Below are 21,622 nucleotides of genomic sequence, written 5' to 3' on the forward strand. Positions count from 1 at the left end.
GGGGCCCGCGGGCCCGCTCCCCCCCCCGGGCCTGGCGGTGCGCCCCGCCCTGCCGCTGCGGGCCTCCCTGGCGCGCCCCCCCGGCGGGCCCCCCGCACGACCCAGGAGACGCATCATGGGCTACATACTGCGACGGCTGGGGTTCTACCTCGTCGCGTTCTGGGTGTCGATCACCCTCAACTTCTTCCTTCCGCGCTTCATGCCCGGCGACCCGGTCTCGCGCATGGTCGCGCGGCTGCAGGGGCAGATCCGCCCCGACCAGATCGAGGCGCTGCGCGAGTCGTTCGGCCTGAGCGACGCCCCGCTGTGGGAGCAGTACCTGCGCTACCTGGGGCAGATCTTCACCGGCAACATGGGATTCTCGATCTCGCGGTTCCCGACGCCGGTGACCGACGTGATCGCGAGCGTGCTCGGCTGGACGCTGCTGCTCGGCTTCGTGTCGCTGATCATCGCCGTGGTCATCGGCAACGTGCTCGGCATCCTCGCCGCCTGGCGTCGCGGCGGCATCCTGGACTCCGTCGTGCCGCCCGTGCTGATCTTCATCGGCTCGTTCCCCTACTTCTGGCTGGCGATGGGGCTGCTGTACCTCTTCGGGGTCACGCTCCAGGCCTTCCCGCTGCGGCACGCGTACGAGGTCGGCACCGTGCCCGAGTTCTCGCTCGCCTTCCTCGGCGACGTCGCCTATCACCTGATCCTGCCTGCCACCTCGATCGTGCTCGTCTCGGTCGGCGGCTGGATGCTCGGGATGCGCAACACCATGATCGCCACCAACGCCGAGGACTACATCGTCATGGCCGAGGCGAAGGGCCTTCGTGCGAACCGCGTCATGATGCAGTACGCGGCCCGCAACGCCCTGCTGCCGTCGGTCACCGCGTTCGGCATGTCGCTCGGCTTCGTCGTCGGCGGCGCGCTGCTCACCGAGGTCGTCTTCGCCTACCCGGGCGTGGGCTACACGCTGCTCGCCGCGGTGCAGAACCTCGACTACCCCCTCATGCAGGGGCTCTTCCTCACGATCACCACGGCCGTGCTGATCGCCAACTTCCTCGTCGACATCGTGTACGTGCGCCTCGACCCGCGCGTGCGCGTGAGCTGAACGGAGGGTGTGACATGTCACTCGCGCAAGATCCCCGCGTCATGGCCGAGCTCGACCTCGGCTCGCCTCCCGGTCCCGACGGCCAGGTCGTCGCGGCGCCGCCACCCCGCCGCCGACGCGGCGGGGGAGGGCTCGTCCGCGGACTCGTCGGCAACGGGAAGGCCCTCGCCGGCGTCATCATCCTGGTGGTGTTCGCACTCATGGCCGTCTTCGCCCCCGTCATCGCGCCGGGCGACCCGACGCTCATCCAGGGCATCGGCTCTCAGCCGCCGTCCGCCGAGCATTGGCTCGGCACCACCGCGAAGGGACAGGACGTCTTCGCCCTCAACGTGTGGGGCTCGCGATCGTCGCTGTTCGTCGGGTTCACCGTCGGCATCGCCGCCACCTTCGTCGGACTGCTGGTCGGGCTCGCCTCGGCCTACCTCGGTCGCACGGTCGACAACATCCTGGCGCTGGTGACGAACGTGTTCCTGCTGCTTCCGGGTCTGCCGCTGCTCGTCATCCTCGCCGCGTTCCTGCCGCAGGGCCTCGGCACCGTCATCCTGGTGCTGGTCATCACCGGCTGGGCGGGCTCGGCCCGCGTGCTGCGCTCGCAGGCCATGTCCATCCGCGGCAAGGACTTCGTCGCCGCGGCGCAGGTGACCGGCGAGGGCGGGCTGCGCATCATGTTCCGCGAGATGCTGCCGAACATGGCGTCGATCGTCATGAGCACGTTCCTCGCGTGCGTCATCTTCGGCATCGGCGCGCAGGCGGGCCTGGAGTTCCTGGGGCTCGGCGACATCAGCACCATCAGCTGGGGCACGAACCTGTACTGGGCGAGCAACGACGGCGCTCTGCTGACCGGGGCATGGTGGGTGTTCGTCCCTCCGGGTGTCTGCATCGCCCTCGTCGCCTTCGCGCTCGCGCTGGTCAACTACGGCGTCGACGAGACCACCAACCCGCGCCTGCGCCGGCCCCGCCGTCGCACCACTCCCGACGCGCCCACGCGCGTCGTCGCCGGCCCGCGGAAGGAGGCGGCACGATGACCGCTCCGCTGCTCGAGGTCGACGACCTCTCCGTCGAGTACGTCACCGAGGCGCGCACCGTTCGCGCCGTCGACCGGGTGTCGTTCTCGATCGCCGAGCGCGAGGTGTTCGGCCTCGCCGGCGAGTCCGGCTGCGGCAAGTCCACGATCGCCAACGCGATCCTGCGGCTGCTGCGCGACCCCGCGCTCATCTCGGGAGGCTCGATCCGCTTCGCCGGCACCGACGTGCTCGCCCTCACCGCCGAGGAGCTGCGCGACTTCCGCTGGCGCCAGGTGGCGATGGTGTTCCAGAGCGCGATGAACTCGCTCAACCCGGTGATGACCGTGGGCGACCAGATCGCCGACATCTTCACCACCCACGAAGGCATCTCGAAGAAGGCCGCGCTCTCGCGGGCGGGCGAGCTGCTCGACCTCGTCGGGATCCCGCGTGAACGGCTGCGCGCCTACCCGCACCAGCTCTCGGGCGGGATGCGGCAGCGCGTCGTCATCGCGATGGCGACCGCACTGCGCCCGCCGCTGCTCATCATGGACGAGCCGACCACGGCTCTCGACGTCGTCGTGCAGCAGGAGATCATGGCGCAGATCAAGGACCTGCAACGCGAGCTCGGGTTCGCGATCCTCTTCATCACCCACGACATGTCGCTGATGGTCGAGCTCTCGGACCGCATGGCGGTGATGTACGCGGGGCGCTTCGTCGAGACGGCCCGAGCCGGCGAGATCTTCGCCGCGCCGCGGCATCCGTACACCCGCGCTCTGATGAACGCGTTCCCGCCCATGTCGGGCCCCCGGGCGCGGCTGCAGGGGCTCGGCGAAGGCGTGCGGTTCCGCGACATCCCCGATCTGGAGCAGGTCGGCCCCACGCATTTCGTCGCGCCCAGCGACGACGCGTCCCTCATCACGGAGGCGATCTCATGAATCGACACGACACCCCGGTGCTCTCCACGCGGGGACTCGAGAAGACGTTCACCATCGGCGGCACGCTGTCCCGCAAGCGGGTGCGCGCCCTCGGCGGCGTCGACCTCGACATCGCCCACGGCGAGATCGTCGCGCTGGTGGGGGAGTCCGGCAGCGGCAAGTCGACGCTCGCCAGATGCCTCGCGCGTCTGGAGCAGCCGTCGGCGGGCACCTTCCTCTTCGAGGGCGAAGACATGCTCGCCGCCTCGAAGCGGCGCGCCAGCCGCGAGTACCGGTCGGCCGTGCAGATGATCTTCCAGGATCCGTTCGGGTCGCTGAACCCGGTGCACCGCGTCGGGCACTTCCTCGAGCGTCCGCTGCGCATCCACGGCGCGGCATCCGGACGCGACGCGATGGAGCACGCCAAGCAGCGGCTGATGCAGAAGGTGGGCCTTCCGGCCGAGATGCTCGACCGCTACCCGCACGAGCTCTCCGGCGGTCAGCGCCAGCGCATCGCGATCGCCCGCGCGCTCGCCGTGAACCCGCGGCTGATCCTCGCCGACGAGCCCACGTCGATGCTGGACGTGTCGGTGCGGATCGGGGTGCTCAACCTCATGCGCACCCTCTGCGAGGAGCAGGGGATCTCGATGCTGTACATCACGCACGACCTCGCCTCCGCGCGCTACCTCGCCGACCGCATCATCGTCATGTTCGCGGGCGAGTTCGTCGAAGGCGGCGACGCGATGGAGCTGCTGGCGAACCCCGCACACCCCTACACGCGCCTGCTCATCTCGGCGGTGCCCGACCCGCAGCGCACGGAGCCGTTCGATCCCGTCGAGCGGGCCCGCCTGCGCCGTGAGGTGCTCCGCCCGACCGAGTGCCGCTGGACGGGTGTCGCCGACGAGGAGTGCTCGAACGAGAAGCCGGTGTTCCACCGGCTGAGCGAGACGCCCCAGCACTGGGTGCGCTGCGGCCTCTACGCCCCGCCCGCCGATGCGCCCGGAACCGCGCTGGAACAGCCCGCCGACGACCAGGAGAACGACGCCGCATGACCACGCCACCGATGACCAGTCCCGTCTCCGCGGCGCCCGATCTCGTCGCGCGCGCCGCCGCCGACCCGCACCGGCCGGCGTTCCACTTCGTCGCCCCCGCCGGGTGGCTCAACGACCCCAACGGCCTCACCCAGCGCGACGGCTGGTACCACCTCTTCTACCAGTACAACCCGTACGCGCCCGTGCACGACCGCATCCACTGGGGGCACGCCCGCAGCACCGACCTCGTGCGCTGGGAGCACCTGCCGATCGCCCTCGAACCGAGCGCGGGCCCGGACGCCGACGGCTGCTGGTCGGGGGTGATCGTCGACGACGGCGGCGTGCCCACGCTGGTGTACTCGGGCCGCCACGGCGGCGTCGAGCTGCCCTGCCTCGCCACCGGGTCGGACGACCTCGTCGAGTGGACGAAGGAGCCCGGCAATCCCGTCATCGCGGCACCGCCGGCGGACCTGGACATCGTGGCCTACCGGGACCACTGCGTGTGGCGCGAGGAGGCGACCGATGCGCGTCCGGCGCGATGGCGGCACATCATCGGGGCCGGCATCCGCGGCGAGGGCGGCACGGCGCTGCTGTACGAGTCCGACGACCTGCGCTCGTGGCGCTATGTCGGCCCCCTCCTCGTCGGCGACACGGCGGACCGGGCGCGGACGGCTCCGGACTGGACGGGAACCATGTGGGAGTGCGTCGACCTCTTCGCGGTCGACGGCACGGACGTGCTCGTCTTCTCCGCCTGGGACGACGGCGTGACGCACCACCCGCTGTACTGGTCGGGCTCCTACCGCGGCGACGGGTTCGAGCCCCGCTCGCTGCACCGCCTCGACCTCGGCGGGCGCTTCTTCTACGCGCCGCAGTCCATGCGCGACGAGACCGGCAGGCGGCTCATGTTCGGCTGGATGCAGGAAGGGCGGACGGATGCCGCGGCCGTCGCCGCCGGCTGGTCCGGCGTCATGTCGCTGCCGCGTGTCGTGACCGCGCGCTCCGACGGCTCGCTGCACCAGGCGCCGGCGCCCGAGGTCGACGCGCTGCGGGCGGAGCTCCTCTACGACGGCCCGGCCGCCGGGGTCGCCGGGTCGGGACTCGGCGGAGACCAGCTCGACCTCGAACTCGAGGCCGTGCTTCCGGCGGGCGCCTCGGTCGAGCTCACCGTCCGCGCGACGGCGGACGGCGCGGAGCGCACCGTCTATCGCCTGCGCCGCGTCGGCGACGAGGTCGAGTTCTCGCTCGATCGGAGACGGTCGAGCCTCGACACCACCGTCGACACGAAGCCGCTCGCGGGTGTCGTCGGCCTCGAGGGCGACACCGTGCGCCTGCGCGTCGTGGTCGACCATTCCGCGCTGGAGGCGTTCGCGAACGGCATCCCGCTCGCCGCGCGCGCGTATCCGACACGGCCCGACGCGCTTCAGGTCTCGGTCGATGTCGACGGCGGCGCCGGAGCCACGCTGCGGGCGTGGCGCATGGCATCCGCCGGCTGAGATTCCCGCCCAACCACCACCCACGGCAGCGCCGACGCTGCCACGACGAAAGGTCATTCATGGAGGAATCGACGACAGTCTCACGCCGCGCGCTCTTCGCCGGGGCCGGCGTCACCGCTCTGGCGGGCACCCTGGCTCTGGCTGGAGGAGGCGGAGCCGCCGCAGCCGCGGCGGAAGCGGCATCCGTTCCCGGCACGACCACCTCGAAAGGACGCATGAGGATGCGCCCCGCGTACCACGTCAGCGTTCCCGACAACTGGAAGAACGACCCGCAGCGGCCGATCTTCATCGACGGCGAGTACCACTACTACTACCTGTACAACGCCGACTACCTCGAAGGCGGCGCGGGCACGGCGTGGCGGCGGGCCACGACGCGCGACCACGTGGCGTTCCGCGACCAGGGCATCGCCATTCCGAAGTTCAGCAACGGCAACGGCGACTGCTGGTCGGGATGCCTCGTCATCGACGAGCACAACACTGCCGGCTACGGGGTGGGCGCGGTCATCGCCCTCGTGACGCAGGCACCCGGCGGCCGGCAGGCGCAGTACCTCTGGTACTCGACCGACGGCGGCAAGACGTTCCGCCCCGGCGGCGACGACCCCGTGCTGCCCAACCCCGGTGTGCACGACTTCCGCGACCCGAAGGTCATCTGGGACGCCGACCGCGGGCGCTGGTTCATGGCGAACGCCGAAGGGCAGCGGATCGGGTTCTACGTCTCGGCGAACCTCCGCTCGTGGCAGCGCGTCGGCGAGTTCGTCCGCACCGACCTCGGGCTGCTGGAGTGCCCCGACATCTTCCGCATGACCGCGGACGACGGCACGGCGCACTGGATCCTCGGCATCAGCGCCAACGGCAAGGGGCGGGGTCTGCCGGCGACGTACGCGTACTGGACCGGCGCGTTCGACGGCGCCTCGTTCGCCCCCGATCACGGCGAGCCGCGCTGGCTGGACTACGGGTTCGACTTCTACGGCGCCGTGACCTACGCGAACCACGACGCGTCGGGTGCGGAGGACCCGACGCTGCGCCGCGCGATCGGATGGGCGAACTTCTGGGACTACCCGCACAACACGCCGACCCTCGCGACCGACGGCTACAACGGCGACGACATGATCGTGCGCGACCTGAGGCTCGCCGCGGGGGACGGCGGCTACTACCTCGCCTCCACCCCGACCGCCGCCCTCGCTCAGTACGCGAAGAAGACCCACAGCCTCGGCGACGTCGCCGTCGCGGGGACGCATGATCTCGACGTCCGGTCGCTCGCTTATGACCTGACGTGCGAGCTCGTGTGGGACCCGGCGGCGAGGCCCGCCAACATCGGCTTCGAGGTGTGCCGCGCCTCCGGCGGTGGCCGTCACGTCGCCGTCGGCGCCTTCCTCAACGGGCCGTTCACGTACGTGAACCGTCGCCCGACGATCAATCCGACCGGCGGCGAATCGCAGACGCCGATCGATCCCTCGACGGGGCGTCTCACGGTCCGCATCCTCGTCGATCGCACCAGCGTCGAGCTCTTCGTGGGCGACGGCCGTGTGGTGCATTCGCACCGGGTCTTCCCGCTCGACGGCGACGACGGCATCCGCCTCTACGCGCACGAGGGATCGGCGACGTTCCGCGGCCTCACCATCCGCGAGCTGGCGGTCTGAGGGAGGTTCAGCTACCGGACGGCTCGCTGGGCGACCCGGCAGTGATCAGATGTCAGTGGCGGCGAATCCGCGTTGATCGGCGATTCTTGCGTCCGAAGCGATCGACCGCGGCTGATTCATCAGATCATTCCGTCTAGGCTGAACGGGACACCTGGCCAACGATCGATGAGGAGAGCCGCGTGGCCGTCAGGACCGGATTCTGGAGTTCATCCATCGGGCACGACTGGGAGCACGGGCTCATCGCGGGCACCGGCTCGATCGGGGCGGTGCTGTCGGGGACGCCGGAGCGCCATGCGATCCACCTCTGCCACGAGGAGTTCTTCCTCCCCGTGAACTCCGCGAGGGCCGCTCCGCGCATCGCGCCCGTCATCGAGGAGGTGCGAGCGGCGGCCCTCGCCGGCGACTCCCGCGCGGTCGCCGAGCTCACCGACCGCGCCGCCCGCGAGGACGGGTACGACGGCTCGATGATCTGGACGGACCCGTTCGTGCCGGTCGGCGAGCTGTCCTGGACGCCCGACGCTGCGGCAGGCCACGAGGATTACCGCAGGAGCGGCGACTTCACCACGGGGCGTGTGGGCGTCGAGTGGACCGACGCGGCAGGCGGCCGCAGCGGCATCGCCCTCGTTCCCGACCGCGCGTCGGGAGGCATGGCGATCGAGGTGTGGTCGCAGCACGAGGCCAGCGGCGTGCTGGCCCTCGGGTTCGGTGAGGATGCGCAGGGGGAAGGCTCCTTCCCGTCGACCGACTACGGCGTGTATCTCGATCAGACGGTGCCGGTGTTGAGCGGGTCGCAGCTGGTGCTCGACGTGTGGGTGGACGAGGAACGGCTGCTGCCGTTCGTGCGGCAGAACCCGCCGAGCCCGTGGCCGCCCCGGCACGCCCGGCTGACCGTCGCGCTGCCGGAGGACGTTGCGGCGGAACCGGTCGAAGGCGGCGTGCGCGTCCGCCTTCCCGGCGGCCGCCCGGTCACCCTGCCGGTCCGGATCGAGCTCTTCGGCGGACGCGCGGGAGCGGATGCCGTCCCCGCCGAGTCGCACGCCGCACTCTTCCACGCGTGCGCCCTCGACCTCCGCAGCGGCATCGACGGCAGCGTCTCGTACGACGACGTGCTGCGCGGTGCGAGGTCGGGCGACGCGCAGAGCGTGCTCGCGGCGGTCGAGCTGGCGTTCGCCTCCGGCCGCCACACCATCATCTCCTCGACCGGCGTGCTGCCTCCGACGCTCGTGGGCATCTGGCAGGGAACCCGACGGCCGGCATGGTCGGGCGATTGGACGCAGAACGGCAACGTGCAGCACGGCGGCGTGGCATCCCTCGTCTTCTCCGGCACTCCCCAGCTGTTCACCTCGTACCTCCGAGCGCTGTTCCGGCACGTCGACGACTACGCGGCCAACGCCGAACGCGTCTTCGGCGCCCCGGGATGGCTGCTTCCGGCCCGCTTCGACTCGCACGGCAACAGCAGCCATTTCGCCGACACGTATCCGCACCTCTACTGGATGGCCGGCGGCGCCTGGGTGCTGCGACTGGCCTGGGATCAGTTCAGCACGACCGGCGACATCGAGCTGCTGCGCGAGTACGCGTGGCCGCTGGCCCGCAACGTCATGGCGTTCGCCCTCGCCGTCGCCGTCCCGGACGACGACGGCCGGCTGCGCCTGGCCCCGTCGTACTCGCCCGAGAACACCCCGGGCAACCGGTCGCTTCCGATCGCCGCCGACGCGACCATGGACGTGGCGGCCTTCCGCGACGCCGCGCGAGTGGGGGCCAGGATCGCCGACGTGCTCGGAGAAGACGTCGACCGTGACGCCTGGCGCTCGTTCGCGGACCGCCTCGCTCCCTACCGGGTCGCCGCCGACGGGACCTTCGCCGAGTGGCTCGACCCGAGCGTCGACGAGGAGATCGGGCACCGCCACGTCTCGCAGCTCTACCCGTTCTGGTACGAGGACGACCAGGCCGCCGACACCCCCGAGCTGCGCGCCGCGGCGCTCGAGACCATCAGGAGGAAGCTCGCGTGGCGCGACGAGAAGCCCTGGGCGGCTCCCTCCGGCCGCATGGAGATGGCCTTCGGCCTGGTCGGTCTCGGGCTCGCCGCCGCGCGACTCGGCGATGCCGACGCCGCCCGCCGGTGCGTCGAATCGCTCGCGCGCGACTTCTGGAGGTCGAACGCGGTGTCGACGCATGACGGCGACGCGATCTTCAACGTCGATGCGAGCGGGGGGCTGCCGGCCATCGTGATCGAGATGCTGGTGCAGTCCCGGCCCGGGCACGTGGCCCTGCTGCCCGCGCTCCCGGCGTCCTGGCCGAGCGGGTCGATCCGGGGCGTGCGAGCGCGTGGCGGTGTCGTCGTGGAGGAGCTGACCTGGGGGCCCGACGGCGCGACGGCCATCCTCTCGCTCGCGGAAGGATCGGAGGCGACGCGGGACGGCGACGTGATCACCGTCTCCGGCCCTGGCCGGTTCACGGCCGACCTCGACCTGTCACGGGGCCCGGCGCGCGTCCGCATCCCCGGCTGAGTCTCAGCGGGCGGCGATCGCGACCGACGTCGTCGCCAGGCCGTCCGCGGACGCGCTCACGGTGATGGGCTCGGTGCCGGTCGGGCGGACGACCGCGAGCGCGCGACCGCCGTTCAGCCGGTGCCGGGCATCGGCGAACGACTCCTCGGTGGACATCGCGGCGCTCCCGAGACCCTGCAGCGACGCCGGCCCGTCGATGTGCACCTCCACCTCGACGTCGGCATCGGCTGCTCTGACACCCGCGGCGTCGACGAGCTCGATGACGACGAAGGCGAGGTCGCGCCCGTTCGCCGCGAGGTCGCGCCCGTTCGACGCGAGGTCCGTCGGCTCGACGGTGAGCCTCAGCGCGCGGTCGGCCCCCGCCGTCTGCAGCGCGAAGCTCTCGGCAGCGACGCCGTCGCGCAGCGCGACGGCTTCCAGCCGCCCGGGCGCGAATCCGACGCGGAACAGCGCGCGGAACCTGTTCTCGGCCCCGGCGGGCAGCCGGCCCACGGACCGACCGTCGAGGAAAAGCTCCACCTCGGGGGCGTCGCTGTACACCTCGACCTCCAGCGGCTCGGTCCCCACGTCGTTCCACGTCCACGACGGCACGCAGTCGGTCCACGACCAGGGCGCGGACCTCATCGTGCGGCCCCTCGTCTGCGGACGCCTGACCGCGATGTACGGCTCCGACCGCAGTCCGTAGACGATCTCGCGGTAGTAGGAGGCCGGGCGACGCTCCCCGGTGATGTCGATGTCGCCCGAACCCGCGACCAGGAACGGGTACGCGCCGAGCGCGCCGCCGCCGGGCGGGTCGTCGGTGTAGTGCATGCGGCCGAGCCCGGGCTCTCCCAGGTAGTCCCAGCCCGTCCACGTGAAGTCCCCGATGACGTGGGGGTTCGCGCGGACGAGGGCCCACAGGCGATCGATCTGCGTCGGGAACGTCTCCGACCCGACGATGACGCGATGGGGGAAGAGCCGGCGATCGAGCTCGTACCGGCACGACTGGTAGTTCATCCCCGCGATGTCGGGTGCGTCGTACGCCTCCTCGGCGAGCGCCGTGACCGCGTCGGTGACGCCCAGCGCGCTCATCCGGTCCTCGAGGCTCAGGGTGCGGCCGTTGATCTCCGCGACCGGGTCCATCGAGGCGCCGCCGAGGAGCGCGGGGTCCGGTTCGATCGCGCCGTCCATCCCGAACAGGGCGCCGTTGACGGCGGCCGTCACGTACCGCGACGGGTCGAGGCGTCGTGCGGCGGCGGACATGGTCCTGGACAGCTCCGCGCCGGTGCGCGTGGCCGCCTCGGGGATCTCGTTCCCGAGCGAGTAGATGACGACGCTCGGGTGGTTGCGATCCTTGGCGATCATCGCCTCCAGCTCGCGAGGCCACGTGTCGGCGAACCGATCGGCTCCGTCGTCGGGCGCTTTGGACCGTGTCCAGAAGTCGGTCAGCTCGTCCATGACGAGCATCCCCAGACGGTCGCAGGCGTCCAGCATCGCGCGGCTCATCGGCTGATGCGCGCTGCGGATCGCGTTGAACCCCGCCGACTTGAGGATGGCGACGCGGCGCTCCTCGGCGCGATCGAAGACGGCCGCGCCGATCACGCCGTTGTCCGCGTGGACGCAGGCGCCGCGCAGATCGACCGGTGCGCCGTTGATGCGCAGGCCCCGCGCCGCGTCGAGGTGGAGGGTGCGGATGCCGAAGGCCACCTGACTTCGATCCCGATCGTGGTCGCCCGATCCGAGAGTCGAGTCGACGCGGTAGAGGTGCGGCGCCTCGGGCGACCATCGCAGCGGCGACATCACGAGGATGCGCTGACTCACCTCGATCGTGCGACCCGGCGGGACGGTGACGCGGGTGCGATCCACGCCCACGATCTGCCCCGCAGGATCGAGGATCGCCGTCTCCAGCCGCCGCACGACGGAGACCCGCTCGAGGTTGCGCACCGTCGTCACCACCTGCACCACCGAGGCCTCGGCGTCATGCTCGGGCGTCGTGACGACGATGCCGTCGAGGGGGATGTGCACGCGCGGCGCGACCGTCAGGTGCACCGGGCGGATGATGCCGCCGCCGGAGTACCACCGGGCGTCCCTGTTCGACCGCGCCTCCACGACGATCTCGTTGTCGGCTCCGTGGCGCAGGTGCGGATCGAGGTCGACGATGAACCCGGATGTGCCGGACGGATGCCGCGCCGCCGGCTCGCCGTTCACGAAGACCGCCGCCGAGCGGTACACGGACTCGAATTCGAGCGCCACGTGGCGGTCACGCCATTCCGCGGGCGCCGTGAGCCGGGTCCGGTACTCCCACGCACCCCCCGGGAAGTACCCGGTGGCCTGCAGTGACGAGTCGTCGATGCGGGCCGAGCCCGCCACGGCGTCATGGGGGAGCGCCACCGGGACGAACGCGGGCGGGTGATCGGTGAAGCGCTCCCGGTACTCCCACCCGCGGTCGAAGAGCTCACGTTGCATCCGGACATCCCGCCTCTCGGTTCGCCGTCACGCTAGCAGCGCGTCAGTATCCCGTAAAGATCTGACCTTTTGGCCAACCGTGCCGAACGGGTGTGGCAAGATCGCCGGAAGGCGCGCATTCACGCGGCCAAACGACTCCGATAGATCTAATGAAATCGGAGGATTGCGAGCATGAAGGAACAGACGATGCCCACCATCACCGGCTTCCGCGTCCATGACGTGCGCTTCCCCACATCGCTGGACGCCGACGGCTCCGACGCCATGAACAAGGACGGCGACTACTCGGCGGCCTATGTCGTCCTGGAGACCGATGACGCTCTGCGGGGCTTCGGATTCACGTTCACCATCGGGCGCGGCAACGACCTGTGCGTGGAGGCCGCTCGCCAGCGCGCACTGCCGCTCGTCGGGCGCGACGTCGACGAGCTGCTCGACGACCTGGGTGCGACGTACCGGGAGCTCGCCTCCGACACGCAGCTGCGGTGGCTCGGCCCGGAGAAGGGCGTCGTGCATCTCGCGATGGCGGCGGTGATGAACGCGCTGTGGGACATGGCGGCGCGCCGCGCCGGCGTCCCCCTCTGGCGGCTCCTGGTCGAGATGAGCCCCGAGCAGCTCGTGGACGCGGCGGATCTGCGCTACCTGTCGGACGTCCTGACCCGCGACGAGGCGATCACGATGCTGAGCGCCGCCGCCCCGCGTCGTCGCGAGCGCCTCGACGATCTGAGGGCTCGCGGCGGGTATCCCTGCTACACGACGAGCGCGGGCTGGCTCGGCTATTCCGACGACCGGCTGCGGTCGCTGCTGCGGACGGCGATGGACGAGGGCCATCGCCACTTCAAGCTCAAGGTCGGGGCCGACCTGGACGAGGATCGCCGTCGCCTCCGCATCGCCCGCGAGGTGATCGGCTGGGACGCCCACCTCATGATCGACGCCAACCAGGTGTGGGACGTGCCGCAGGCGATCGAATGGGTCACCGCGCTGTCGGAGTTCCGGCCGCTGTGGATCGAAGAGCCGACGAGCCCCGACGACGTGCTCGGGCACGCGGCGATACGCAGAGCGGTCGCGCCGATCGGCGTCGCCACGGGCGAGCACGGCATGAACCGCGTGCTGTTCAAGCAGATGTTCCAGGCCGAGGCGATCGACTTCTGCCAGCTCGACTCCGCTCGGCTGGCCAGCGTGAACGAGATCCTGTCCGTCTACCTGATGGCCCACAAGTTCGGGGTGCCGGTCTGCCCGCACGCCGGTGGCGTCGGGCTGTGCGAGCTGGTGCAGCACCTCTCGGTCTTCGACTACGTCGCCCTCTCCGGATCCCTCGACAACCGCGTCACCGAGTATGTCGATCACCTCCACGAGCACTTCGTCGACCCCGTGGTCGTCGCCCGCGGCCACTACCGGCTGCCCGCCGCGCCCGGCTACAGCGCGGAGCTGCGGAAGGAGTCGGTCGAGCGGTACCGCTTCCCCGACGGCGCGTACTGGCTCGAGCGCGCCGCCATGGAACCGCTGGCGGCTACTCGGTGACCTGATCCACCGGCGCCCCCGCCGCGGCGCCCACCGCGGGGAGGGCGTCCACGGAGACCGGATGCTCCGCGGCGAACAGCTCGACGCCCAGCAGGTGCGCCGCCATGCGGATGCGCGCACGTTCGGCGTCGCGTGTCCGCAGCGCGGCGAGGATCGCCCGGTGGTCGGCGTGGGCCTCGCCCACGGAGTCGCTCTCGGTGATGGCGCGCCACAGCCGGCCGCGCAGCGTCCGGGTCATGAGGCTGTCGATCAGTGCGGCCAGGGCCGGGTTGCCGCTGGCCTGCGCGATCCGACGATGGAACTCGGCATCCGCGTCGATGAAGGACTCGGGGCCGAGCTCGCCCGTGCTCAGTCCCTCCTCGATGCCGGAGAGGATGCGGTCGAGCTCGTCGAGATCCTGGTCGGAGAGCCGCACCGCCGCCAGGCCTGCGGACTCTGTCTCCAGGACGCGGCGCACGGCAAGGAGATCGACCGCCTGCGTCGCCTCCTGCAGGCCCGCCCAGAACTCCAGGGGGCGCAGCAGCGACCCGGGGTCAAGCTGCGTGACGTAGGTCCCGTCACCCTGCCTGGTCTCGAGCACGCCCAGCGCGGCGAGTGACCGCACCGCCTCGCGCAGCGACCCTCGCGACACGCCCCAGCGCGCGGCGAGCTCCTTCTCGATGGGGAGGCGATCACCCGCGCGCAGCTCACCCGACGCGATCATGCGCTTGACGATCGCGATCACGTGGTCGGAGCGGGAGCCGGTGCTCGCTGGGGTGTCGTCGACGCCGTTCGCCACGCGAGCAGTCTATGCCGCACAGACTCTGCCGCCGCGTGCCACAGGCCCGAGAAACGGCGACAGGGCGCAGAAAGATTGAATCAATCTCGCGCCGAAGCCCCCGGAACGGCCGCCGTTTACAACGTTGACATGAAATCATCTGATGATTATGGTGAAGCAATGCCTGCGACGATGCGGATGGGAATGGCCGGATGATGCGCTGCGAGCTGCCGCGATCCACCCGCGCCGCCGTGCCCGATGCGGTGACTGAGTGCGCCCGTCACGGAGTGCGCGCATGGTGACGCCGCCCGGGGGCGTCGGTCTCGACGTCGGAGGCGTGACCCGCAAGGTGCGCGAGCGGGGCGGGTCACGCGGCATCCGTGGTTTCCAGCGGAGCTTCCGCCGCCACTGGCAGCTGTACCTGCTGATCCTGATCCCGCTGGCGTACTTCGTGGTCTTCAAGTACATCCCGATGGCGAACACCGTCATCGCCTTCAAGGACTACAACGTCGTAGACGGCGTCTGGGGCAGCGACTGGGTCGGGGTGAAGCACTTCGAGCGCTTCTTCTCGAACCCGATCTTCTGGCCGGTGCTGGGCAACACCTTCCTGCTGTCGGCGTACGTCGTGCTCGCCAGCTTCCCCGTCCCGATCATCCTCGCGCTGGCGCTGAACGAGGTGCGGCTGAAGTTCTTCCGGAACACCGTCCAGATGGTGACGTACGCGCCGTACTTCATCTCGACGGTCGTCGTGGTGTCGATGACGATCCTCTTCCTCTCGCCGCGGGTCGGCCTCGCCGGAGACGTCACGAACTTCTTCGGGCTGGGCACCATCGACTTCCTCAGCGACCCCGACTACTTCCGGCACATCTATGTACTCAGCGACATCTGGCAGACGGTGGGCTACTCGGCGGTGATCTATCTCGCGGCACTGGCGGGGATCGATCCGACCCTCTACGAGGCGGCGAAGGTCGACGGCGCCAGCCGGTGGCAGAAGATCCGCCACGTCGACATCCCCGGCATCCTCCCCACCGCGATGATCATCCTCGTGCTGGGCGTCGGCAACGTCATGGCGATCGGGTTCGAGAAGGCGTTCCTCTTCCAGAACAGCCTCAACATCTCTCAGTCGGAGATCATCCCGACCTACACCTACAAGGTCGGCCTGCTCAACGCCGACTTCAGCCAGGCCGCAGCGATCGGCCTGTTCAACGGCGCCATCAACCTCGTGCTGCTGCTGGCGGTCAACGCCGGGGTCAAGAGACTGACGGGAAACGGACTGTGGTGAGCTCGACACTGATCCAGAACGACACCGACGCCGAGAGCCCGCGCGGGCGCGCCCCGCGCGAGGTCGGGCGCCCGCGGCGCATCAAGGAGACGACCACCGATCGCGTCTTCATGGTCGGGGTCTACATCCTGCTGACGACGTTCCTGCTGTGCGTGCTGCTGCCGCTGCTGTACATCCTCGCCAGCTCCTTCAGCGATCCGCTGGCGGTGTCGTCGGGTCGTGTCACGTTCTGGCCCATCGACTTCACCCTCGAGGGCTACCAGCGGGCGCTGAGCGACAGCTCGATCCTGACCGGCTTCACCAACTCGCTGATCTATACGCTGGCCGGAACCGCGATCAGCCTCGTGCTGACCGTCGCGATCGCCTACCCGCTGTCGCGTCGGGACTTCTGGGGGCGCCGCGGGATCACACTGTTCGTCGTCTTCACGATGCTGTTCGCCGGCGGGATCATCCCCACGTACCTCGTGGTGCAGAACCTGGGGATGCTCGACACCCGGTGGGCGCTCATCCTCCCGCAGGCCATCGGGGTGTGGCAGGTCATCATCGCCGTCGCGTTCTTCCGCACCTCGATCCCGGAGGAGCTTTACGAAGCGGCCCAGCTGGACGGCGCCAGCGATCTGCGCTTCCTCTTCTCCACCGTGCTGCCGCTGTCCAAGCCGCTGCTGGCGGTGATCGCGCTCATGTACGCGATCTTCCAGTGGAACTCGTACTTCGACGCGCTGCTCTATCTGCGAGACCCGAGCCTGTATCCCCTGCAGCTGGTGCTGCGCAACGTGCTGATCCTCAATCAGGCGGCGCCGGGGATGGATGCCGCGGCCGCCCTCGAGCGGCAGCAGCTGGCCGACCTCCTCAAGTACTCCCTGATCGTCATCTCGACCGTTCCCGTGATGCTCGTCTACCCGTTCGTCGCGCGCTTCTTCAACAAGGGCATCCTCGTCGGCGCCGTCAAGGGCTGACGACGAGACCCGGCGGCGCCGACCGCACCCGCAGAGCCGGAGAGATCCGTCCCCTACAGAAAGGCAAGATCGTGTTCAGACAACCGTTGTCCGGCCGCAGCCGGAACCGCAGCCGTGCGATGACGGTCTCCGCCGTCATCGCCACGATGGGCCTCGCGCTCGTCGGCTGCACGGCCGATGCCGCGGACGACCAGAAGGTCATCACCATCTTCGGCGAGCAGGGCGGCCAGATGGACCTCAACACCAACTCCTTCACGAAGCTGCTGGAGGAGGAGTTCGACGTCGACATCGACTTCCAGACGACGGGGTACGACTCGGGCGCGGCCACCGAGGCCCGGCAGATCTCCCTCGCCGGCGGCGAGCTGCCCGAGGCGTACATGCTCGTGCCGTGGGCGTCGCAGTTCACGCAGGCCGAGCTGCAGCGCTACGGCGAGCAGGGGCTGATCCTTCCGCTGAACGACCTCATCGATGAGCACGCGCCTCACATCGCCGAGGCGCTCGATGCCGAGCCCGGCTTCGAGACCCTGGCCACCGCGCCCGACGGGACGATCTGGGGGCTTCCGCAGTGGAACGACTGCTACCACTGCTCCTACCCGTACAAGTTCTGGATCAACACCGTCTGGCTCGACAACCTGGGCCTCGCCATGCCGACGACGCCCGACGAGTTCTTCGACGTCATGGTGGCGTTCAAGACGCAGGACCCCAACGGCAACGGCGTCGCCGACGAGATCCCCATCACGGGAAGCGCGCAGTGGTCGATCGTGCCGTACATCATGAACGCGTTCATCTCGAACTCGTTCAACACGGGGGCGGGCGCGAACAGCCAGCCCATCTCGCTCGGCCTGGACGGCGACACCGTGCAGATGCAGACCATGCAGGACGGATGGCGCGAGGGTGTGAAGTTCCTCAACCGTCTCTGGGACGCCGGCGTGATCGATCCTGCGGCCTTCTCGCAGGGCGGTGACACGATGCAGGCCACCGGCAACTCCGCGGAGGCGGTCGTGGTGGGCGGCTTCACCGCCATCCACCCCGGCATCGGCGTGAGCATCGGTCAAGAGGACGGGCGCGACAACCAGTACAACCCGCTGCCGCCGCTCGAGGGAGCGGAAGGCCCGATCACGACGTATCAGCTGCCCAGCGTGCCCGGCGCGACCTTCGTGGTCACCAAGGCCGCCGATGAGGCGGAGCAGAAGATCATCATGGAGATGATGGACTACATCTTCACTCCCGAGGGCCACGTCAGGGCCCAGCAGGGTGAGGAGGGGATCGGATGGCGCGCCCCGGAGGAAGGCGAGATCGCTCTCGACCCGGAGCTGGAGCCCAGTTTCGTCGATCTTCCGCTGGATGAGGCGAACGAGGCGGACTACAACGGCAACTGGGGCCCGATGGCCCAGGTGTTCGACACCGAGGAGTTCCGCAACGCCCAGGTGCAGCCGATGGACATCTACACGCAGGAGGGCTTCGAGCGCCGCCTCTTCCAGGCGACCGAGCTCTACGAGGGCAAGGAATCCGACGCCATCTTCCCGTACTGGAACCTGTGGGTCCCCGTCGAGGAGGCCAACGAGCTGTCCACGCTGACGACCAACATCGAGAGCAACGTGGCGACGTCGACGGCGGAGTTCATCACGGGCGTTCGCGATCCCGAGAGCGACGCCGATTGGGATGCCTACCTGCAGGGTCTGCAGGGACTCGGCGTCGACCGCTATGTCGAGATCTGGCAGGCGGCGTACGACGCCAGCTGAGCGACGGCTTCCGGGGCGGGGTGCGTGAGCGCCCCGCCTCGATGCCGCCCGCCTACCAAGAGAGGAACCGCGATGGGATCGCGCATCGTCCGCTGGCGCCCGGGTGCCGTGGAGCTGGACCTGGATCTCGGGCCCGATGGCCCGCCGACGGTCTCGCGGCTGGCCCTGGCCGGTGACTCCGGGGCGCCGGCGCCCGCTGCGGCGCTGCCGATCGCGGAGGTGCATGTGAACGCGGAAGGCTCCGGCGTGGCATCGTCGGAGCGACTCATGGGCAGCGCGGTCGGGCTGCGCCTGCGTGCGGTCGAGCACCGCTCGTGGAGCGAGGCCGGCGTCTCGCACCTCGAGGTGAGCGCCCTGGACGCGGTGTCGGATGTCCTGGTCATCGCCCGCTGGTCGAGCTGGCCCGACCTCCCTGTCGTCCGCGCCGAGACCGAAGTCGTCGCCGGAGATCACGCCGTCGATCTGCGAGCGGTGTCGTCGGTCGCCCTCGGCGGCATCTCCGCGCCCGGTTCGCAGTGGTGGCTGGATCACGAGGTCGGATTCGCGCACAACACGTGGTTCCGCGAGATGGCCTGGCAGCGACGCACGCCGGCGGAGCTGGGACTCGACGACACGGGCCTGCGGACGTGGGGCCTGCCCACCTCCCGCGCCTCCTTCGCCGTGGCGCAGCGGGGCAGCTGGTCCACCGGCGGCCACCTGCCGATGGGAATGCTCCGATCGCGCGTGGAGCCGCGCTCTGTGCTGTGGCAGATCGAGCACAACGGGCCGTGGCGATGGGAGATCGGAGACCACGGCGATGCGCTCTACGTCGTGGCGAGCGGACCCACGGATCAGGGTGCGGCGTGGATGCGGCGACTCGAGCCCGGGCGCCGGTTCCGCTCCGTCCCCGCGATGCTCGTGCTGGGCGGCGGCGACGACGACCTCTTCGGCGCGCTGACGGAGGCGCGGCGCCGGGTGCGTCGCCCCCACCCCGATCATGACGGGCTCCCGGTCATCGTCAACGACTTCATGAACGCCCTCATGGGCGATCCCACCGCGGAGAACCTCCCGCCGTTCATCGACGCCGCCGCCGCGGCCGGAGCCGAGGTCTACTGCATCGACTCGGGCTGGTACGCCGAGGGCGAGCGATGGTGGAACGAGCTCGGCGCGTGGCGTCCGTCGTCCCGCCGATTCCCCGAGGGGCTCGAGGCGATGACGAGGCGCATCCGCGACAGGGGCATGGTGCCGGGGCTGTGGCTCGAGCCGGAGGTCGTCTCGGTCGGCAGCCCGGTCGCCGAGCTGCTGCCGCCCGAGGCGTTCTTCCAGCGCGACGGGCGCCGGGTCGTCGAGTCCGGCCGGCTGCAACTGGATCTCCGGCATCCGTCCGCTCGGGCGCACCTCGACGACGCCGTCGAGCGGCTGATCGCTGACCTCGGACTGGGCTATCTCAAGTTCGACTACAACATGGACGTCACCCAGGGCACCGACGTGCGGGCGGACAGCCCCGGCGATGGCGCGCTCGGCCATCAGCAGGCCCTGCTGGAGTGGGTGAGCGAGCTCATGGACCGGCACCCCGGGCTGGTGATCGAGAGCTGCGCGAGCGGCGGGCAGCGGATGGACGGCGCGACGCTGCGGGTGCATCCCGTCCAGTCCACCAGCGACAACCAGGACCCCTTGATGACCGCCGCCATCGCGGCGGCGGCCCCCACGACGGTGACACCCGAGCAGGGTGCGGTGTGGGCGTACCCCGACCCGTCGTGGTCCGACGAGCGCATCGCCTTCTCGCTCGCCAGCGCGCTCCTCGGTCGCATGCACCTGGCCGGCCGCATCGACCGGCTGTCGCCGGAGCAGATGCGGCTCGTGCAGGAGGCGACCTCGGCCTATCGCAGCATCCGGCACCGCATCCCGGGAGCGCGGCCCTTCTGGCCGCTCGGTCTGCCCGGCTGGCACGATCCGGTCGTCGCGGTGGGCCTGCGCGACGCCGACGGGGACCTCCTCACGGTCTGGCGCCGCTCCGGTCCTGCCCGCGTCCGTGTGCCGCTGGCCGCTCACGCCGGCGCGGGTCTCACGGTCGAGGCGGTGTTCCCCACCAGTCTGGAGACGAGCGCGCAGTGGGACGCGGATGCCGGCGAGCTGACGCTGGACCTGCCTGAAGAGCCGGCGGCCCGCACTCTGCGGTTGCGGGTGGCCGACGCGTCCTGAGGCGGACGCGGCGCGCGTGCCTAGGCAGCAGGCAGACCCCGCTCCCGCGCCCGCTGCGGCGGGACCGGCGGCGGGGGAGCGTCGAGCGCCCGCAGCATCCGCTCCAGCGTCTCGCGCAGCTCCTCGCGCGCGGGCGACGCGAGGTCGGTGGTGTACTCCACGCCGGCGGGGATCCACGACAGCCCGTACATCGTCTCGCGGAAGTCGCCGCCGCCCACCGGCCACCGCGTGCGGCCGTCGCCCTCATCCGAGGCGCCCTGACCCCATTGGCCGAAGTACTCGCGCATCGTCTCCAGCGGCAGCTCCATCACGGCATCCGCCTCGACGGCCTGGCGCACCCACGAGCGCGCCACGAAGATGAACTCCTCGATCTGCTCGGGCGTCAGCGGCTTGGGCTCGAACAGCACGCGCGTGTGCTCGACCGACGCCAGCCGGTCCACGCGGAAGGTGCGCCAGTCGTCCTTCTCGAGGTCCCAGCACAGCAGGTACCAGTGCCGGTCGGCGGGGGCGAGGGCGTGCGGCTCGACGCGGCGTCTCGTGACCTCGCCCGACGCAGCGGTGTACGTGAACCGCACGCGCTCGTGGTCGCGCGTCGCCAGCGCGAGTTCGCCGAGCACCTCGCCCGACACTGCGGCGCCCGAGTTGATCCCGGCCGGCTGCACCGCCTCGGCGAGGGCCGTCACCCGCCGGCGCAGGGGAGCGGGGAGCACCTGCTCGAGCTTCGCGAGCGCCGTGATGGTCGTCTCGGCACCGCTCACGAGTCGCTGGGATGCCGCGACCCGCAGCCCGATCGCCATCGCCACCGCCTCCTCGTCGGTGAGCAGCAGCGGCGGCACGGCGCTGCCCGCCTCGAGCCGGTACCCGCCGGCGGCACCCGGCGTGGACTCGATGCGGTAGCCCAGCTCGCGCAGGCGCTCCACGTCGCGGCGCACGGTGCGCTCGGTCACGCCGAGCCGTTCCGCCAGCTCCGGTCCCGGCCAGTGACGGTGCGTCTGCAGCAGGTTGAGCAGCGAGAGGGCTCGTGTCGTCGTATCGGACATAGGTCAACACTGCCGCACATCG

15 protein-coding genes are annotated in these 21,622 nt (G+C 70.5%); 12 read left to right on the plus strand and 3 right to left on the minus strand.

Annotation, left to right across the window (positions count from 1 at the left end; genetic code table 11):
- Nucleotides 1–115: 115 nt before the first annotated feature.
- From ACFRAL_RS17060 to ACFRAL_RS17090, 7 genes are all read left to right on the plus strand, one after another.
- The gene (locus ACFRAL_RS17060) at nt 116–1,093 is read left to right on the plus strand and encodes an ABC transporter permease (protein ID WP_336398241.1); all 978 of its coding nucleotides are present in this window, start codon (nt 116–118) and stop codon (nt 1,091–1,093) included.
- Nucleotides 1,094–1,134: 41 nt separating this feature from the next.
- Entirely contained in the window at nt 1,135–2,118 is a 984-nt protein-coding gene (locus tag ACFRAL_RS17065) for an ABC transporter permease (protein ID WP_378885300.1), read from the plus strand.
- Nucleotides 2,115–3,032: an ABC transporter ATP-binding protein gene (locus ACFRAL_RS17070; protein ID WP_378885261.1), complete on the plus strand. Its 918-nt coding sequence runs from the start codon at nt 2,115–2,117 to the stop codon at nt 3,030–3,032. Before ACFRAL_RS17065 ends, ACFRAL_RS17070 begins: the two co-directional genes overlap by 4 nt.
- Nucleotides 3,029–4,063 carry an ABC transporter ATP-binding protein gene (locus ACFRAL_RS17075; protein WP_336398244.1) on the plus strand — a complete coding sequence of 345 codons (1,035 nt, stop codon included), beginning with the start codon at nt 3,029–3,031 and terminating at the stop codon, nt 4,061–4,063. Before ACFRAL_RS17070 ends, ACFRAL_RS17075 begins: the two co-directional genes overlap by 4 nt.
- An 11-nt stretch (nt 4,064–4,074) precedes the next feature.
- Nucleotides 4,075–5,535 carry a glycoside hydrolase family 32 protein gene (locus ACFRAL_RS17080; protein WP_378885264.1) on the plus strand — a complete coding sequence of 487 codons (1,461 nt, stop codon included), beginning with the start codon at nt 4,075–4,077 and terminating at the stop codon, nt 5,533–5,535.
- Nucleotides 5,536–5,750: 215 nt separating this feature from the next.
- Complete coding sequence (locus ACFRAL_RS17085; RefSeq protein ID WP_378885266.1) at nt 5,751–7,175, plus strand: glycoside hydrolase family 32 protein; 1,425 nt, start codon at nt 5,751–5,753, stop codon at nt 7,173–7,175.
- A gap of 179 nt (nt 7,176–7,354) precedes the next feature.
- Nucleotides 7,355–9,682 carry a glycoside hydrolase N-terminal domain-containing protein gene (locus ACFRAL_RS17090; protein ID WP_378885269.1) on the plus strand — a complete coding sequence of 776 codons (2,328 nt, stop codon included), beginning with the start codon at nt 7,355–7,357 and terminating at the stop codon, nt 9,680–9,682.
- Nucleotides 9,683–9,685: 3 nt separating this feature from the next.
- Here ACFRAL_RS17090 and ACFRAL_RS17095 read toward each other — a convergent pair whose 3' ends face one another.
- Complete coding sequence (locus tag ACFRAL_RS17095; protein WP_378885272.1) at nt 9,686–12,127, minus strand: glycoside hydrolase family 2 TIM barrel-domain containing protein; 2,442 nt, start codon at nt 12,125–12,127, stop codon at nt 9,686–9,688.
- A gap of 186 nt (nt 12,128–12,313) precedes the next feature.
- On the opposite strand from ACFRAL_RS17095, the gene ACFRAL_RS17100 reads away from it, so the two are divergent.
- Nucleotides 12,314–13,642, plus strand: coding sequence for an enolase C-terminal domain-like protein (locus ACFRAL_RS17100; RefSeq protein ID WP_378885303.1), 1,329 nt, complete (start codon nt 12,314–12,316; stop codon nt 13,640–13,642).
- Here the strand turns inward: ACFRAL_RS17100 and ACFRAL_RS17105 are convergent.
- A complete protein-coding gene (locus ACFRAL_RS17105; protein WP_378885275.1) occupies nt 13,632–14,420 on the minus strand; it encodes a FadR/GntR family transcriptional regulator in 789 nt (262 codons plus the stop codon). The genes ACFRAL_RS17100 and ACFRAL_RS17105 overlap by 11 nt on opposite strands.
- A gap of 274 nt (nt 14,421–14,694) precedes the next feature.
- Between ACFRAL_RS17105 and ACFRAL_RS17110 the strand changes: the two genes are divergently transcribed.
- The 4 genes from ACFRAL_RS17110 to ACFRAL_RS17125 all read left to right on the plus strand — a co-directional run bounded on the left by ACFRAL_RS17110 (nt 14,695) and on the right by ACFRAL_RS17125 (nt 20,560).
- A complete protein-coding gene (locus tag ACFRAL_RS17110) occupies nt 14,695–15,681 on the plus strand; it encodes an ABC transporter permease (protein ID WP_378885277.1) in 987 nt (328 codons plus the stop codon).
- A complete protein-coding gene (locus tag ACFRAL_RS17115; protein ID WP_378885279.1) occupies nt 15,678–16,637 on the plus strand; it encodes a carbohydrate ABC transporter permease in 960 nt (319 codons plus the stop codon). The genes ACFRAL_RS17110 and ACFRAL_RS17115 overlap by 4 nt, the downstream gene beginning before the upstream one ends.
- A 119-nt stretch (nt 16,638–16,756) precedes the next feature.
- Nucleotides 16,757–18,379, plus strand: coding sequence for an ABC transporter substrate-binding protein (locus ACFRAL_RS17120; protein WP_378885282.1), 1,623 nt, complete (start codon nt 16,757–16,759; stop codon nt 18,377–18,379).
- A 72-nt stretch (nt 18,380–18,451) separates the two neighbouring features.
- On the plus strand, nt 18,452–20,560 hold the full coding sequence (locus ACFRAL_RS17125; RefSeq protein WP_378885285.1) for a glycoside hydrolase family 36 protein: 2,109 nt from the start codon (nt 18,452–18,454) through the stop codon (nt 20,558–20,560).
- Nucleotides 20,561–20,580: 20 nt separating this feature from the next.
- Here the strand turns inward: ACFRAL_RS17125 and ACFRAL_RS17130 are convergent, their stop codons facing one another.
- Entirely contained in the window at nt 20,581–21,600 is a 1,020-nt protein-coding gene (locus ACFRAL_RS17130) for a YafY family protein (protein ID WP_336398254.1), read from the minus strand.
- Nucleotides 21,601–21,622 lie beyond the last annotated feature (22 nt).

Source organism: Microbacterium sp. NPDC056736, assembly GCF_042790415.1.
GTDB lineage: Bacteria > Actinomycetota > Actinomycetes > Actinomycetales > Microbacteriaceae > Microbacterium.

What these genes read in the sequence shown, in the direction of transcription:
- ACFRAL_RS17100 (WP_378885303.1), top strand. Translation starts at nt 12,314, where the DNA reads ATGCCCACCATCACCGGCTTCCGCGTCCATGACGTGCGCTTCCCCACA.
- ACFRAL_RS17125 (WP_378885285.1), top strand. Translation starts at nt 18,452, where the DNA reads ATGGGATCGCGCATCGTCCGCTGGCGCCCGGGTGCCGTGGAGCTGGAC.
- ACFRAL_RS17120 (WP_378885282.1), top strand. Translation starts at nt 16,757, where the DNA reads ATGACGGTCTCCGCCGTCATCGCCACGATGGGCCTCGCGCTCGTCGGC.
- ACFRAL_RS17130 (WP_336398254.1), bottom strand. Translation starts at nt 21,600, where the DNA reads ATGTCCGATACGACGACACGAGCCCTCTCGCTGCTCAACCTGCTGCAG.
- ACFRAL_RS17060 (WP_336398241.1), top strand. Translation starts at nt 116, where the DNA reads ATGGGCTACATACTGCGACGGCTGGGGTTCTACCTCGTCGCGTTCTGG.
- ACFRAL_RS17095 (WP_378885272.1), bottom strand. Translation starts at nt 12,127, where the DNA reads ATGCAACGTGAGCTCTTCGACCGCGGGTGGGAGTACCGGGAGCGCTTC.
- ACFRAL_RS17070 (WP_378885261.1), top strand. Translation starts at nt 2,115, where the DNA reads ATGACCGCTCCGCTGCTCGAGGTCGACGACCTCTCCGTCGAGTACGTC.
- ACFRAL_RS17085 (WP_378885266.1), top strand. Translation starts at nt 5,751, where the DNA reads ATGAGGATGCGCCCCGCGTACCACGTCAGCGTTCCCGACAACTGGAAG.
- ACFRAL_RS17080 (WP_378885264.1), top strand. Translation starts at nt 4,075, where the DNA reads ATGACCAGTCCCGTCTCCGCGGCGCCCGATCTCGTCGCGCGCGCCGCC.
- ACFRAL_RS17110 (WP_378885277.1), top strand. Translation starts at nt 14,695, where the DNA reads ATGGTGACGCCGCCCGGGGGCGTCGGTCTCGACGTCGGAGGCGTGACC.
- ACFRAL_RS17075 (WP_336398244.1), top strand. Translation starts at nt 3,029, where the DNA reads ATGAATCGACACGACACCCCGGTGCTCTCCACGCGGGGACTCGAGAAG.
- ACFRAL_RS17065 (WP_378885300.1), top strand. Translation starts at nt 1,135, where the DNA reads ATGGCCGAGCTCGACCTCGGCTCGCCTCCCGGTCCCGACGGCCAGGTC.